The organism is Pirellulales bacterium, from assembly GCA_019636345.1.
GTDB lineage: Bacteria > Planctomycetota > Planctomycetia > Pirellulales > Lacipirellulaceae.
Map to the genome: position 1 here is coordinate 669,966 of JAHBXQ010000003.1, position 14,600 is coordinate 684,565.

At 67.1% G+C, this 14,600-nt stretch carries 10 protein-coding genes; 4 read left to right on the forward strand and 6 right to left on the reverse strand.

Translation table 11 applies throughout. The features are described from left to right. Positions 1 to 103: 103 nt before the first annotated feature. Together KF688_10480 and KF688_10485 are read left to right on the forward strand one after the other, a co-directional pair. A complete protein-coding gene (locus tag KF688_10480) occupies positions 104 to 1,441 on the forward strand; it encodes a hypothetical protein (GenBank protein MBX3426095.1) in 1,338 nt (445 codons plus the stop codon). A 355-nt stretch (positions 1,442 to 1,796) separates the two neighbouring features. Next, positions 1,797 to 3,470: a hypothetical protein gene (locus tag KF688_10485; GenBank protein ID MBX3426096.1), complete on the forward strand. Its 1,674-nt coding sequence runs from the start codon at positions 1,797 to 1,799 to the stop codon at positions 3,468 to 3,470. A 35-nt stretch (positions 3,471 to 3,505) separates the two neighbouring features. Here the strand turns inward: KF688_10485 and KF688_10490 are convergent, their stop codons facing one another. From KF688_10490 to KF688_10500, 3 genes are all read right to left on the reverse strand, one after another. After that, entirely contained in the window at positions 3,506 to 4,492 is a 987-nt protein-coding gene (locus KF688_10490; protein ID MBX3426097.1) for a DNA integrity scanning protein DisA nucleotide-binding domain protein, read from the reverse strand. Positions 4,493 to 4,622: 130 nt separating this feature from the next. Next, on the reverse strand, positions 4,623 to 6,401 hold the full coding sequence (locus KF688_10495; protein MBX3426098.1) for a hypothetical protein: 1,779 nt from the start codon (positions 6,399 to 6,401) through the stop codon (positions 4,623 to 4,625). A gap of 412 nt (positions 6,402 to 6,813) precedes the next feature. Next, positions 6,814 to 7,512 carry a HEAT repeat domain-containing protein gene (locus KF688_10500; protein MBX3426099.1) on the reverse strand — a complete coding sequence of 233 codons (699 nt, stop codon included), beginning with the start codon at positions 7,510 to 7,512 and terminating at the stop codon, positions 6,814 to 6,816. A gap of 349 nt (positions 7,513 to 7,861) precedes the next feature. Between KF688_10500 and KF688_10505 the strand changes: the two genes are divergently transcribed. Next, positions 7,862 to 10,453 carry a hypothetical protein gene (locus tag KF688_10505; GenBank protein ID MBX3426100.1) on the forward strand — a complete coding sequence of 864 codons (2,592 nt, stop codon included), beginning with the start codon at positions 7,862 to 7,864 and terminating at the stop codon, positions 10,451 to 10,453. 69 nt (positions 10,454 to 10,522) lie between these two features. Next, entirely contained in the window at positions 10,523 to 11,449 is a 927-nt protein-coding gene (locus KF688_10510) for an ABC transporter ATP-binding protein (protein MBX3426101.1), read from the forward strand. Positions 11,450 to 11,571: 122 nt separating this feature from the next. Here KF688_10510 and KF688_10515 read toward each other — a convergent pair whose 3' ends face one another. From KF688_10515 to KF688_10525, 3 genes are all read right to left on the reverse strand, one after another. Continuing rightward, the gene (locus KF688_10515; GenBank protein ID MBX3426102.1) at positions 11,572 to 12,003 is read right to left on the reverse strand and encodes a hypothetical protein; all 432 of its coding nucleotides are present in this window, start codon (positions 12,001 to 12,003) and stop codon (positions 11,572 to 11,574) included. A 1-nt stretch (position 12,004) separates the two neighbouring features. After that, positions 12,005 to 13,027: a DUF1559 domain-containing protein gene (locus KF688_10520; GenBank protein ID MBX3426103.1), complete on the reverse strand. Its 1,023-nt coding sequence runs from the start codon at positions 13,025 to 13,027 to the stop codon at positions 12,005 to 12,007. 63 nt (positions 13,028 to 13,090) lie between these two features. After that, entirely contained in the window at positions 13,091 to 14,581 is a 1,491-nt protein-coding gene (locus tag KF688_10525; GenBank protein MBX3426104.1) for a DUF4623 domain-containing protein, read from the reverse strand. Positions 14,582 to 14,600 lie beyond the last annotated feature (19 nt).

The following is a 14,600-nucleotide window of genomic DNA, read 5'->3' on the forward strand; positions in this document are numbered from 1 at the left end:
TCGCAGCCGGTCGTATCTGAAGCAGAATACGAGTTACGGAGATTTTGTGCGGATCCCACCACTTTCGTTGATGAGCTCGCTTGTCAGTTCCGGAGCAATGGCGATGAAAAGCAGATACGTCCTGTCGGCGTTGGCGTTGGCCACGATCACTCTGAACACGGCGTCCGCCGCGTTGTACGTCACCCGCGTCGGCGACGGCAGCGGGTCGCTCACCAATGCTGCCGTCCCTGTGTTTGTCGAAAAATTCACGGACGTCGGCGCCCCCCTGGGAACCATTTCCTTGCCGACGACCGCCTCGGAAAGCCAGCGAGCCTTGGTGCTTGGGGGAACGGCCACGTCGGTCGGGTTCATCAACGCGTCGGGGGACGGCAACTATCTGTTCTTGGCCGGTTTCGACGCTGCCGTGGGTACGGCTAGCGTCAACAGCACGACCTCGGCGGTTGCGAATCGCGTTGTTGGTCGCATCAGCGTGAGCGACGATTCGATCGACACAAGCACGGCGTTCACCGACACCTCGTATTCGGGCGACAACATTCGTAGCGTGGTGTCGACCAACGGGACCGACATTTGGACCGCCGGGACCGCGTCGAGCGGCGCCAACGGCGGCGTCCGCTACACGACGTTCGGCAGCAACTCCTCGACTCGCGTTTCGTCGACCCCGACGAACACCCGCGTCGTGAACATTTACAACGGCCAGTTGTATGTTTCGAGCGGCACCGCGGCGTTTCTTGGCGTGAGCACCGTCGGGACCGGGCTCCCGACGATGTCCGACGAAGCGACCTCGACTCTTGCGGTCAACGTCACCGGCACCGGGACGGGCACCGCTTCGTCGTACGACTTCTGGTTCAAGGACGACAACACGGTTTACATCGCCGATGATCGAACGTTGGCCAACGGCGGCGGGATTCAGAAATGGTCGTTTGATTCGGGCTCTTCGGTTTGGGGGCTTGATTACACCTTGAACGTCGGCGCCGGGGCCCGCGGGTTGGCCGGAACAATGAGCGGCGGCAACGCCGTCCTGTACACGATCACCGCCGACAATCCGAGCCGGCTTGTCAGCATCACCGACGACAACGGCGTCGACTCGGTCTTCTCCACTCTGGCCTCGGCTGCGACCAACACGCAGTTCCGCGGCGTGGCGTTCATCCCCTCCGGCGGCGGAGGCGAGTTCGCCGCGGCCGACTTCAACGAGAACGGCGCCGTCGACGGAACGGACCTCGGCATTTGGAGCAACGGCTACGGGTTGACCGGCGCCCCGAAGTCCTCGGGCGACGCAACCGGCGACGGGGACGTCGACGGGCGCGACTTCCTCGTCTGGCAGCGCCAGTACACCGGGACCCCCGTGGCCGTCGCCGCCGTGCCCGAGCCGGCTTCGGTCGGGCTGACGCTGGTCGTGCTCGGCGGGTTGGCCCTGGCCGCCCGCAGGGGGCGCCACAGCTAGGCATTGCCCCCCAACGTGAGCGGACGGCGCTAGCCGCCGGTTTAGCGCGCGCCCGGGGTTTGTCGGTCGTCGTCGCAACGAATGGCCTGTCGTTGCGCGTCGTTCACCGGCGGCTAGCGCCGTCCGCTCATGGTTGGGGGGGAAAGCCGAAAGTTCGACGAAAGACTTGTTCGCGGGCAAATCGTTTGTCAGATTCGCCCCGGCTGGTTTTAATGAAGGGACGGCCGCGCTCTGGGGGCAGGGCGCGGCCGTCTTCGTTGTTTCGCCGGCTTATGCCGCGCAGGTCCGGAACCCTGCGCGTCGCCCGGCGCCTAGGAACCCGGCAGAGGAGCAGGCGATCGGCCGGCATTCGCTCATGTTGTTTCTTGCCAAACGAGTCTTCGCGACGGGGCTGACGGCGCTGGCCGTCTGCTGGTCCGCCGCCGGCGATGCGCTTGCGCAGCTGCGGATCGTCACTTACAACACGGCCAACGGCCAGTTTAACGGAGCTCTTGCGCCGCGGGCCGGGATGGACTTCGTTCTGCGCGCCATTGGCGAAGAAATCGTGAACGGCGTTCAACGGCCGATCGACGTCATTGCCCTGCAGGAGCAATACACGACGGCGACGGCTACGCAAGCGTTCGTCGATCTATTGAACGGGATCTACGGCCCCGGGACGTACGCCCGCGGCTTCCTCGACGGCGACACGAGCGACAGCTTCCGCCGCGCGGGGGCGCCGGCGCTCGTTTACAACACGCAGACGGTGCAGCTCATCGGCGAGACGAAGTTCGGCGACGTCGGCACCAGCGACGGCACGGGCGCCACGCCGGCGCAGCAGCCGCGTTCGACGATGCGCTACCAGTTGCGACCCGTGGGGTACGACGAGCGGGCCGACTTCTATGTCTACTCGAGCCACATGAAATCCGACACGGGCACCGAGAACAACAATCGCCGGCTGGTCGAGGCGGAAGCGATTCGGACCGACGCCGACGCCTTGGGCGCCGGGGTCTATGCGATCTACGCCGGCGACTTCAACATCCGATCATCGAGTCAGGCGGCCTATCAGCATCTCCGCTCGGCGGGGACCGGGCAGGCCGTCGATCCGCTCAACGTGGCCAACACGCTGCAAAGCTGGAACAACAATTCCAACTACGCCGCGATCCACACGCAAAGTCCGACGACCTCGGAACGTTTTAGCGGCCAGACCCTGTCGGGCATGGACGATCGGTTCGATTTCCAGCTTGTCACGAGCGCCCTGTTCGACAACGAGGGGATGAGCCTGCTCGCCGGGTCGTACCACGCGTTCGGCAACAACGGGACGACCTACAACTCGGACCTCGACGACGCCTCGAACACCTACGCCTTCAACGGCGTCACGTTCAGCGGGGCGAACACCCGGGCGCAGTTGCTGACGAATCTGGCGTCCGTGACCGACCATTTGCCGGTGGTCGCCGATTACCAAGTGCCGGCGATCATGGGGGCGACGCTCGCCTCGTCGATTCCGCCGGTCGTGCCGGTCGGCGTCCCAACGTCGATCGACCTGTTGGTGCGAAACCTGGCCAACGTGACGGTCGCCCACGGGGCGGACGAGCTCGATTACTCGTTCACGGTCTCGGGCGACCTGTCCGGACTCGGGTCGGGGACGACGCTTGCGCTGGCCGGCGGCAATCTCCACTCGATCATGCTCGACACCGCCACGCCGGGCCTCAAGTCGGGGTCGATCGTCGTCACCACCGACAGCCAAGCGGCGGCCAACCCGCTGGTGACGATCCCGGTGAACTACCTCGTCGGTACGGTCTCGCCGGCCGATTTCAACGTGGACGGCTACGTCGACGCGACCGATCTGGCGACGTGGCAAACCGCGTTCGGCATGACGGCCGCGGGGGACGCCACCGGCGACTCGGTCACGAACGGCGCCGACTTTCTGGTCTGGCAGCGTGATTACACGGGACCGGGGGGAGCGATCGCGGCCGTGCCCGAGCCGACGAGCGCGGCGCTGGCGCTGCTGGTCGCGGCGGGGTTGCTAGGCCGCAAGCGAGCCCGCGGCTGAGGGGCGTGCGTCAGGGCGCCGGGGGCGAGCGCGGATCAATCCGCGGGGTCGACCTCGAAGTCCTTCCACTTCATGGCCCGGCGGAAGGGCTCGACGCGCAAGATCACCTCGCCGTTCTGGAAGAGCCGGACCGTGCCGGTCGATTCGCTGACCGTGATCGCCACGGCGCCGGTCGCGCGGCTGATGGCGGCGGCGGCCCAGTGGCGGGCGCCCAGCCCCTTGCTGAGCGTGATGTCGGCCCCCGGCGCCGAGACGTGCTGGCACGCCGCGGCCACCGTGCCGTCGGCGGAGATGACGAACGCCCCGTCGAGTTGGGCGATTTCCTTGATCGCCTCGCGGACCTTGGCGTCGTCGAGCTGCCGTTCCGATTGGTTGTAGCCCCGCACCGGGTCGTACCCCAGCGGGTGGCAGTGCTTGAGCACCTTGCGATGGTCCCCGACGACCAGCAGCGTGCCGACCGGCTTCCCCTCGCGTCCTTCGCGACCGATCTCGACGGCCAGATCGACGGCGGCCTTGAGCGTGTCGAGCGGCACGCGGGTCTCGAGCTGCTTGAGGTCGCGCACGGTGAGCCGGCCGAGGTGCTCGTCGAGTTGGATGACGCTGAGCGAGTCGATTTGCCCCGCCTCGAACCCGCTGTAGAGGGCGACGACGGTTCCCCCCGGGGGGAGCAGGTCGTCGGCGACGCTTTCCAGCAGCGCCTGGGCCAGCTTCTCCTGGATCGTGCTCTCGGGGATCGTCACCTCGACGCAGGGAAAGTTGTAATCCTCGGCCCCGGCGTAGTCGCGCACGGCGTCGGCCGCCAGCACGACGTGTAGCTGGCCGGTCGCGGCCCGCAGCTTGGCCCAGTCGAGCGGCTTCTCGACGAAGATCAGCAGGGCGTCGGCCTCCTCGTGCCCGGCCAGACGGGCCGCCAGTTGGCAGAACGCTTCGAGCTGGTCGGGAAACTTGGGAGCGGGAGCCATTGCAACGCTGACGCAGGGACCGGAAGACGCAAACGGCGGCGGGGAGAGCAGGCAACTCATAGTCGCGCACGCCAAGCAAGAGGCTGCAATTTAGACCAGGGACGAGCGATTCACAATGCCGACCGGCCGTCGGCGCAATGCGTCGGACTAGCGCTTTGACGCAACCCGAAATAATCGAGCAGACAAAGCGCTAGCGCCGCGAGTTGTCCGGCGAGGCGGCGACCGCGTCTTGGTCGACCTCGTCGTACTGCTGCAAGTACAGGCGGTCGTACAACACCAGCGCGTGGATGGCGTGCCCCAACGGGCCGGCTTCCCAATCACGGGTGCGATTGTTCCACATGATGTTCGACAGGTAATTGACCGCCTTCACGGTGCGCGGATACGTGAAGTGCTTGTCTTCGGCGGCGTAGAGCAGCCACTCGAGGATGTGCCCGGTGGTCTTCAGCCGGCGATCGAGATCGGCCTCGCTGCCCGGGCCGCGAAACCACTCGGTGCTGAAGCTGCCGTCGGGGTTCTGCAGCCGATAGGCGTAGTTCTGGTAATTGGCGACGAACTTCTTCGCCGCGGCGAACTCGCCCGTCAGCGGGCGGCCGGTCTTCAGGCTCTTCTTATAGGCGAAGGTCAGACCCGACAGTCGATGGGTCCCCCCGCACGCGGCGGTGCGGACCGGTTGGTGCATTTCCTCGCGGACCAGCGTGGCGAAGTCCCAGGTCATTCCCTGGTCGTTGACCCACCGGGCGTCCAGGTCGAGGTACGCCTGCAGTCCGAGAAGCTTGAACGTGAGCTCGGTCTTGGGGTAGCAGGTCTTCTTCTCCGACTCGACGAGGTCGGCGATCGTGAACTCTTTTCCTTCGACGCGGATCGGATAGGTGCTTTTCACCCGGGCTTGAGCCAGAAGCGCCAGCAATTGGCCCTGGTGCCCTTGCAGCGCGGGGCCGACGCGCACTCGCAGTTCGCCCTCGTTGTTCAGATAGAGCAGCTCCCGCTCGCGGCAAGGCATGTTGAAGCACAACCACCCCACGGCCGTGATCGGTTGGCCGTTGGGACCGCCCTGGCGGATGCGGCTGTGGACCTCGAAGGCGAGCATCTGGTGCATCACCTCCCACGGTCCGCGGTTGCCGGTGTGAAGCGGATTGTCGTAGTAGTGCTTCAACACGCGGCGGACTTTGTCTCGGAGCGCTTGTTGGCTGCGCGACAGGGGGGGGAGCCGTTTCCGCGCGGTCGAGTTCACGACCGGGATCGGCGTCGTCTCCTCCGCCTCGTCCGGGGTCTCCGGGGCTTCGTCGGCCGCGGCGGCCAGCGGCCGCGCCGAGTCGGCGTCGCGATCGTGTTGTGCCGCGGCTTGCTGTTGGCGCAGTTCCAAGGCTTCGTCGAGTTCGTCCCCCGAGAGGCCGGCCAATTCGTCGTCCGGCTCGGCGGCAGGCATCGGCTCGGCGTCCTCGGCGGCAAGCGTCGGCTCGCCGCAGGAGTCCTCGGCCGGGGAATCCTCGACGGGCGTCGCCGCCTCCTGCGGCTGCGGCTCGAACGAGAGCGCCGGACCGGACAGAGGCTGGGCGGGCGCGACCGGCGTCGACGAACTGCTCTCGCGGCGCGGCAGAGCGCCGATCAGGAGCGGGCCTGACTCTTCGGCCGCGTCGTTCGAGCGTTGCTCGCCGGACGGCCGCGGGGCGGCGCCGTCGGCCGAACGGGGGCGCCAGCCGTGCTGCGCCGGCGCGAGGTTCGCCGGAGAGGAGGGCGTCGCGGCCGCGGCTTCCTCGTGCGGGCGGACAAAGACGGGGCGCAACGCGCGGCTCAAAACGCGCGTGCCAAAGTCGGTGTTCCCGCCCGAAACGCTGGGGGCGAGCGTCGAGGAGTCGCGAAACGGGTCCTGAGAGCCCGCCGCCCCGTTGGCGCCGGCCCCTGCCAAGACGAATGCGGACAGCAGGACGCGCGTGGTCCGAGCGTCCCGCGCGATCTTCCAGCGCAGCATCTGCAATCTCCCCCCTCGCAACGCGTGGCGTGACGCCCGGCATGTCGACCGAACGCCGCTCACGCGGTCCTGGCGTACCAAACGGGCGACGTTCGATTCGCAACTGCTGCGGACGTGCGCCTCGTGCTTTGACAGCACTTGCATCAAGAGCGGCCAAAGCACTCGTCCGCGCGAACTCGTGCCGACGAGTCAGCCCGTGTGTTTGGTATCGGGCGCGCGCCCAGGTGAAGTTGACCCCGAAGCGGCATTTCGACGAGCGAACTTCCGCAACCCCGCGCGCCGACTGCAACAGCCGATCGGGACGCGAGTTACGCAGTTTCGCCAGATCCGCAAGAGCGGCCTTGAACCCCGCCGGGAGGGGGCCTGCGGGGCGTCGCGCGGCGCGCGAGAGAACGTCGCCGGTCGAGGGCGACTACCGCGGCAGAGGGGCGTCGGGGTTTGACGCGACTGCGGCTTCGCCGCTGCCGGCGCCTGCCGGCAGGCTCTCCGCGTACTGGCGCCAGGCGTTGACGTCGTTGCCGAGGTCCTGGCCGCTGGCGCCGCGCATTGCTTGCACTCCGGCGTATTGCATCGCGGGGTCGCTGTCCTTGAGCGCTGCCGCAAGCGCGGCGACGCTGGCCGGGGTCTTGATCTTGCCCAGCGAGTCGACCGCCGCCATGCGCACGTCGAAATCCGCGTCAGCCTGCGCGACGACCGCCAGTCGTTGGATCGCAGCCGCGTCGCCGCGTCGCCCGAGCAAGCGACAGCACTGCATGCGGACCTCGCGATCCTCGTCCTGCAAGCCGGCGACGAGCATATCGCGGGCCAGCGGAGCGTCGAGCTTGGCCACCGTCTCCTGAATCGTGCGCCGCACGAGGGGATCGGGCTCGGTCTGGATTTGTTGGGCGAGTTGCTCGCAGACTTTTTGCTGCTCGGCCGCCTCGGCGTCGCCGACGCGGGCCCCGGTTTCGCGAATGGCCGCCATCCGCATGGCGGGCGTCACCATCGTGGTGCGGTCCTTGTATTTGAAGGGCCCCATGCCGCAACCGGCGAGCGGCGCAAGGACGAGCCCCAACGCCCCGGCGACCAGCCAGCGCGCAGGACCCTCGGCAACTTCGATTCGTCGAAACATCGGCAGCGCGTAGTGCGAGGAGCGACCAGTACCCGTTCCGCGGCGCAAACCGTAGCAAACCCCCTGCGGGCGATCTACTCCACTTTGGTCCCTGCGGAGACAAACAGTGCAGCCCGCGGTGACTTCCGCCCCGTTGGTCGTGATCCCATTTGCCAAATTGACGGGTGGCTGGGGTCGAACGAAGCGAGCCCCCAGCGGATCCCCTGGGGGCTTTGCTGCGCTGCGACCCCAGCCACCCTTCCAAGGGCGCAAATGGTATCACTACCGCCCCGCTCGACGGCGTGTTCTGCGGGGGCCGGGCGGCTAGAATGGCGTTCTGCCAGTCCCGGCCGACCCGTTGCGAGAATCCATGCCCGCCGCATTCGCCCATTCCCGCTCGCCGCGAGGCGCCTGGTCGCGGCTGGGGGCGTTTGCGCTGGCGTGCTTGCTGCTAGCGGGGTGCTGGGGGTGCAGCGACGACGGTTCCGCGGCGGCCGATCCCCAGGCCGCGGCCAAGAAGAAGGCCGAGCAGGACCAGAAGGACAAGCAGGACCAGGATCGCGACAAGCCTGACGTCGAGATCAGCCGCGTCGTGCCGCTGCTGTCGGAATCGCTCGTCGAGACGAGCCAGGGTCAATCGCTGGCGCTCGCCAAGCCGGGGCATTGGACCGCGGCGGCCCAGCAGGTGAAGGCCAACCGCGACGATCTCGAAGCTCGCGCCACGGTCGAGGTGCTCGACGCCAAGGGAGAGCCGCGGCCTTTGACGGACACCTCGTACCGGCTCGTATCGAGCCGCCCGGCGGTGCTTGCCAAGGGACGACAGAAGCGGATCGAGACCGAGGTGTTCGTCCCCGAGGATCTTGACCGGTTTCAAGTGGCGGCTCGTCTGGAGCGGGTTTCGACCGGTTCCCCCGTCGGCGCCACGCCGCCGACGCCATGGCGCGCGATGCCTTCGTACCAGTACTTCTTCATCGTGCTGGCGAAAGACCCCGCGCAGTACTCGTTTCTCAAAGTCGCCGACGCCGTGCGCGCCCCGCATGAAGACGAAGGGGGCCGGTTTGCGTTGCATTACCGGGTCGTGTTGGCCGACGGCGACCAGCACCCGCCGTTGCCGGCGAGCGTGCTGCAGTGGACCAGCGTCGCTCACTTGTGGTGGGACGAAGCGAACGTCGACCGCCTCTCGCCCGAGCAGCAGACCGCGCTGGTCGATTGGCTCCACTGGGGAGGTCGGCTGGCGATCAACGGGCCGGACTCGCTCGACAAGCTGCGGGGAACGTTTCTCGATCCGTACCTCCCCGCCGAAAGTGGCAAGACGCGCGAGTTCACGGTCGACGATCTGGCGCCGCTGAACAAGGCGTGGACGCTTCGCGACGCGACGGGCCAGCCGCGCGATCTGCTGCGGCCGGCCAAACCGTGGTCGGGCGTGGAGCTGAAATTGCGACCTGGCGCGGCCGAGACGCCGGGGACGGGGGGGCTGCTGGTCGAGCGGAGCGTCGGGTCGGGGGGCATCGTCGTCTCTGCCGTGCAACTCGCCCAGCGAGAACTGTTGAACTGGCCCGCGTACGACAGTTTTCTCAACGGCGCTTTGCTGCGGCGACCGCCGCGCAAGTTCCGGATGGAAGACTCGGACTTCTTGAGCGGCCTCGAGGTTGATTGGATCGGGTACAAGGGCCGGCAACTCGACGCCCATTTCACGACCCCGCTGCGGTGGATGGCTCGCGACGCCGGGGCCCAGGCGAACATGCGCACCGAAACCGTCGCCGCGACCCCGCCGGCGGTTCCCGGCGCCTATGCCGTCGGCGGCGAAGAGACGCGGACGATCGTCGATCGGCGCGGCGGCTTGGGAGCATGGAGCGATTTCGGCCTGACCGCCGCAGCGGCCCGAGCCGCGCTGCGCGAGGCGGCCGGCGTCACCGTTCCCGGCGCCGGGTTCGTGTTGGCGTGTCTGGCGGTGTATCTCGTGGTGCTCGTGCCGCTCAATTGGATGGTGTTTCACTCGCTGCGGCGAGTCGAGTGGGCATGGCTGGCGGCCCCGCTGATCGCTCTGGCCGGCGCCGCCGTGGTGATCCAGCAGGCCCAACTCGACATCGGGTTCGTCAGCTCGCAAACCGAGATCGCGCTGTTGGAATTGCAGCCCGAACATCTGCGCGGGCATTTGAGCCGGTTCACGGGGCTGTACACCTCGCTGTCGACGACCTACGACGTGGCGTTCGAGCACCCCACCGCGGTGGCCGTCCCCTTTCCCGGCGCACGCGACGACAGCGTCGTCCGCAGCCAATTGCTAGGGGAGGGGGGGACGGTCGCGTTCGAGAAGTACGCCGAGACGCACCTCCGCGGTCTGGCCGTCGCATCGAGCACGACCCGGCTTGTCCACAGTGAGGAGATCGTCCCCTTGCCGGGCGCCGTGCGACTCACGACCGCCACGAACGGCATGCGGCAGCTTGAAAATCGGTCGGGACTGCGCCTCGCCGATGCGGCGATCGTGCGCCGCTCGTTCGATCGCCAGGGGAAGCCGCGGTTCGACGGGTGTTGGCTGGGCGAGGTGCGCGACGGGGCGACGACCGTCGTGTCGTTCGCACCGGCGACGATCGACCCGGTACGGGGGCCGTTCGCCGCTGAGCGGGCCGCCGCGGCCGAGCGCGCCGTCGCGACCGGCCAACCGCGGCTCGACGTCGACGAGTTGGTCAAAGTGGCCTTTCGATTCGCCTCGGGGGACGACCCGCTGTACGGCGGTCGCGAGGAGACGCGGCTGGTGGCCCGAATCGACGGGTTGCTCCCCGGGACGACGGCGACTCCGTCGGCTTCGCAAACGTCCGGGGCCGTGATCGTGGCGGTCCACCTCGCCTACGGCCCTCCTCCCGCCCCGCAACCTGACGCCAACGCCGCCGCCGACGTCCTTCCCGCCGCCGATCGCCCGACGGGCGAGGAGGACTCGCTCGACGAACTCGAGGATTTGCCGTAAACGCCCGACGCAACTGCGTATTTCCTTTGCGACCCTGGCGCCCTCGCGGTCGCCCTTCCCGTTTCGCCCATGATCGAACTCAAGAACTTCGGCAAGCAATACGGCGACTTCATCGCGGTCGCCAACCTCAACCTCAAGATCGAGGCGGGGGAGATGTTCGGCTTCATCGGTCCCAACGGCGCGGGGAAGAGCACCACCATTCGCTTTTTGGCGACGCTCCTCAAGGCGACCCACGGCGAAGGGATCGTCAACGGGTGCAGCGTCACGCGCGATCCGATCGGCGTGCGCCGCAGCGTGGGATACATGCCCGACAACTTCGGCGTTTACGACGGGATGAAGGTGTGGGAGTTCCTCGACTTCTTCGCCGTCGCGTATCAGGTCCCGCGCGAGCGGCGCAAGGGCGTGCTTTCCGACGTGCTGGAGTTGTTGGACCTGACCCACAAGCGCGACGACTTCGTCAACGGCTTGTCGCGAGGGATGAAGCAGCGACTCTGCCTTGCGAAGACGCTGGTCCACGACCCGCCGGTGCTCATCCTCGACGAACCGTCCAGCGGCCTCGACCCGCGGGCTCGGCTCGAAGTGAAAGCCCTATTGCGCGAACTGCGCAGAATGGGCAAAACGATCCTGATTTCCAGTCACATTCTCACCGAGCTGGCCGACTGCTGCACCTCGATCGGCATTCTCGAACGGGGGCAACTCTTGCTGCACGGCCCGATCGATCGGGTCTACAAGCAGATTCAGCGGAACAGACATCTTGAGATCCGCTTCGCCGGCGACCCGGCTGCGGGGCTCAGCCTTGTTCGCAGCGACCCGAAGGTGCGCGAGGTGATCGAGAACAGCCGCACGTTCGTCGTCGAGATGGCCGGCGACGACGCGGACGTTCAGCGGCTGTTGCGCCAGTTGGTCGCCGCCAATTGCGGACTGGTCAGCTTCGCCGACAAGGAGCCGACGCTCGAGGACGTGTTCATGCTGGTCACCAAGGGGTTGGTGAGCTGAGGCGCGCCAGTCAAGCCCCCCGCTGACGGGGGGCTTGGCCGATCAGCCGCGGGCGCCCTTTCTGTTCTCCCCCGCTTGCGGTTCCTCAAGCGGCGCACTCGCCAAGCTCGGCGAGCGAGACTTCAGTTCGTCAACTGAAAGTCGAACGGCTGCGATTGGCCCGAGGCCACCTCGACGCTCAGCCCGCTGCCTCCGAACGAGCCGTAGCGCTGCGGAATGAGCGAGCGTCCGAGGATTGGCTCGCCGTTGGGGAGCGTCATGGGGTTGTTCGGGTCGTTTCCTTCGAAGCAGGTGATTCGCACCAACTGCGGGCCGACCCGCACGCCTTCGCCCAACCTGGGGGTCGACAGACTGAAGGAGCCGTCGCTTTGAATGGCCCCGACGGCCGGCTGCCCGCCGGCTTTATGCTGGAACATCACGGTGCCGAACTTCAACGGTTCGCCGCGGAACGAGACGGTTCCCGTCGCCGGGGCCATCTCGGGTCCCTTGGAGCAGCCGATCGACAGCACCGTCGCCCACGCCAACAGCCAAGCCGCGCATCGCGGGACGTGCATCTCAGTAGCCCCCGGAAACCACGTCGCCGGCGTTGACCGTCGCCAAATAGTGATACGTCGTCCGGTCGACTCCGTCGGCGATGGGATGCACGCTGCCATCGACAAATGCGAACTGAGTGACGCCCGGATGGAAACTGCCGAAGGGGAGGTGATTGAACTGCACCCCCTGGTCGCGATTGATCTGCGTGTTGGGGGTGAACTCGATCACCTTGAAGGAATAGGGGGCGTTTTGGAATCCGCCCAGGTACCAGGGGCGGACGTTTCCCGGCGCCTCGGCCCATTGTCCGGTCGCGGCGATCAAGTCGCGATGGACGAACTCGCCGATGAGCAGCGAATTGCTCTGGCCGTCGGTGATCTCGGCCGCTTTCACGCGGCGGCCCTTGAATTGCAGCGTCGTCGTCGGGGCGCCGCGCGAGCCGGTCGTCGTCACCGCGACCTCGTCCGCCTGGAAGGCGCCGTTCTTGGGGACTTTGCCGAAGCCGGAATTTACGGCCAAGTTCGGGTCCGAAAGGTCCAGCCCGTCGAGCAAGGCCCCGCCGACGCCGTTGTAGGTCACGAGCGCCCCGTTTTCGTACCCGTTGACCCGGCCGAAGATCACGCGCTCGTCGATCCAACTGGGGCAGATGTACGAGTCGATCACGTGGTTGACGGCCGGTTCGTTGTCCCAGGGATTGCCGCTGTAAGCGAAGTTGATCTGATCGTAGACCGTCTTCTGCTCCATGCTCGGCAGCATCTCGGTGAAGAGGTGCTCCTTGTTGAAGTTGGCGGTCGCGCGCCCGGTGGCGCCCGCGTAGCCCATCGGCAGGAAGCCGCCGCTGGACGAGATGTAGTTCTGGACCGCCAGTCCCTGCTGCTTGAGGTTGTTCGAGCATTGGATCCGCCGGGCCGCCTCGCGCGCCGACTGCACTGCGGGCAAGAGCAGCGCCACGAGCACGCCGATGATCGCAATCACGACCAGCAACTCGACCAGCGTGAACGCTCGCTGTGAGGGCCGGAGGGGGGGCGTAGTGCATCCTTTCGACATGGCAAGTCCTCGCGGTATAGGGTACGGACGAAAGGGACCAAGACGCCGGCTCCGGCCGATGGGTCAGCCGCGGCGGCGGCGCTGACGCCACGCCAGGCCGCAACAAGCCGCCGCGACGAGCGCGGCCGACGTCGGCTCGGGGACGGCCCCGATTGCGGTTGCGGCCGCCGGGGACGTGCCGTACTGGATCTGCCAGACCGCCAGATCGGCCTCGTCGACGTTGCGGTCGCCGTTGGCGTCGCCGTCAATCCGGTCCGCCGTGCCGTCGGTCACCGGAAAATTGCGTTGCCACGTGAGGAAGTCGGCGCCGTCGACGCCGTTCTCGCCGTCGAAGTCGGCGTTGTCGATCACGACGGGATCGAGCGTCAGCTCAAACGCCTGGATGCCGTTGTTGGTGCTCAGGGCGTAGATGACGACCTTGTTGCCGTCGATGGCGCCGAACTTGACGCTGCCGGTGCCGTTGATGTTGGCGTTTTGGTAGATCCCCTCGGGAAAGACGCTTCCCTCGGCGATCTTCATTTCGGCCACCGAGGCGGTCGGATCGGAGATGTCGTAGACGAAAATCCGCGCCCGATTTGCGCTAGGATTGCCAGGTTCGAGTGCGTTGCCAGCGCTCGCTTCGAGCGTGACCAAGAGCGGTCGACCGTCGACGACGGCAAAATCGAGCGGGCGAAGCGAGGCGCCGTCCGAGCCGATGCTGGCGGCGAGCGTCCCCGTGCCGCCGGTGAAATCGACCATCCGGGCGAAGGTCGATTGTTTGCCGATGACGGTGTCGGCGTCGGTGAAGGTGATGCCCAACCGGAAGTCGCCCGCATCGGGAGGCGTGCCGGCGACCTCGACGTGAGTTGCCGAGAAGCTCGCGCCCATGTCGCTGGTGGTGAACACCGCGAAGCTGTTGTTGCCAGGCACGCTGGGATTGTTGCCGTAGCCCGCCGCGAGTCGGGTGTCGTTGCCGCTGCCGATCGCGTCGAGCGTGTCGCCGAGTCGGGCTCCGGCGAGCGGGGCCCCCGAGTAGACGAGCGTCGGGTTCGTCAGCAACTGGTCCTCGCTCGCCCAGCGGTAGATCTTGAACGGCGACGTGGTGGCGTTGGTCGTCAGGTTCGCCATGTAAATCGCGCCGTCGTCGGCCACGGCGATCATGTTGCGGTCGAAGGTCCCGCCGGTGACGATCGTGTTGTCGAAGTCCATGAAGCCAAGATCGACCCCTGTCGTCCCGTCGAGGATGCGAAGCCCGTGATCCGTGCTGTCGGGGGCGGTCCCGCCGACTCGGCTCAGGAACAGCAAGTTGCCTGTGGCGGGGTTGTAGGCCATTCCGCGCTCAAGGTTCGTATCGCTTCCCAGGTACTTGTAGAACCCGCTCTCGTTGGCGGTCCCTGCGGCGTCCCCGGGCAGGACTTCTCCCGGGGCGCGGTCGCCGTCGCCGGGAACGTCGCCGACGCCGAACGAGAGCAGCGGAGCAAGCGTGGCGGCCGGGGCGGAATCTGAGGTCGCAATCGCGATCGTCATCGCGACGCACGACGGCAACAGGGCTAGATGCGAAACGAGACGCCGCATGGCGGGGTTCTCCCAAAGT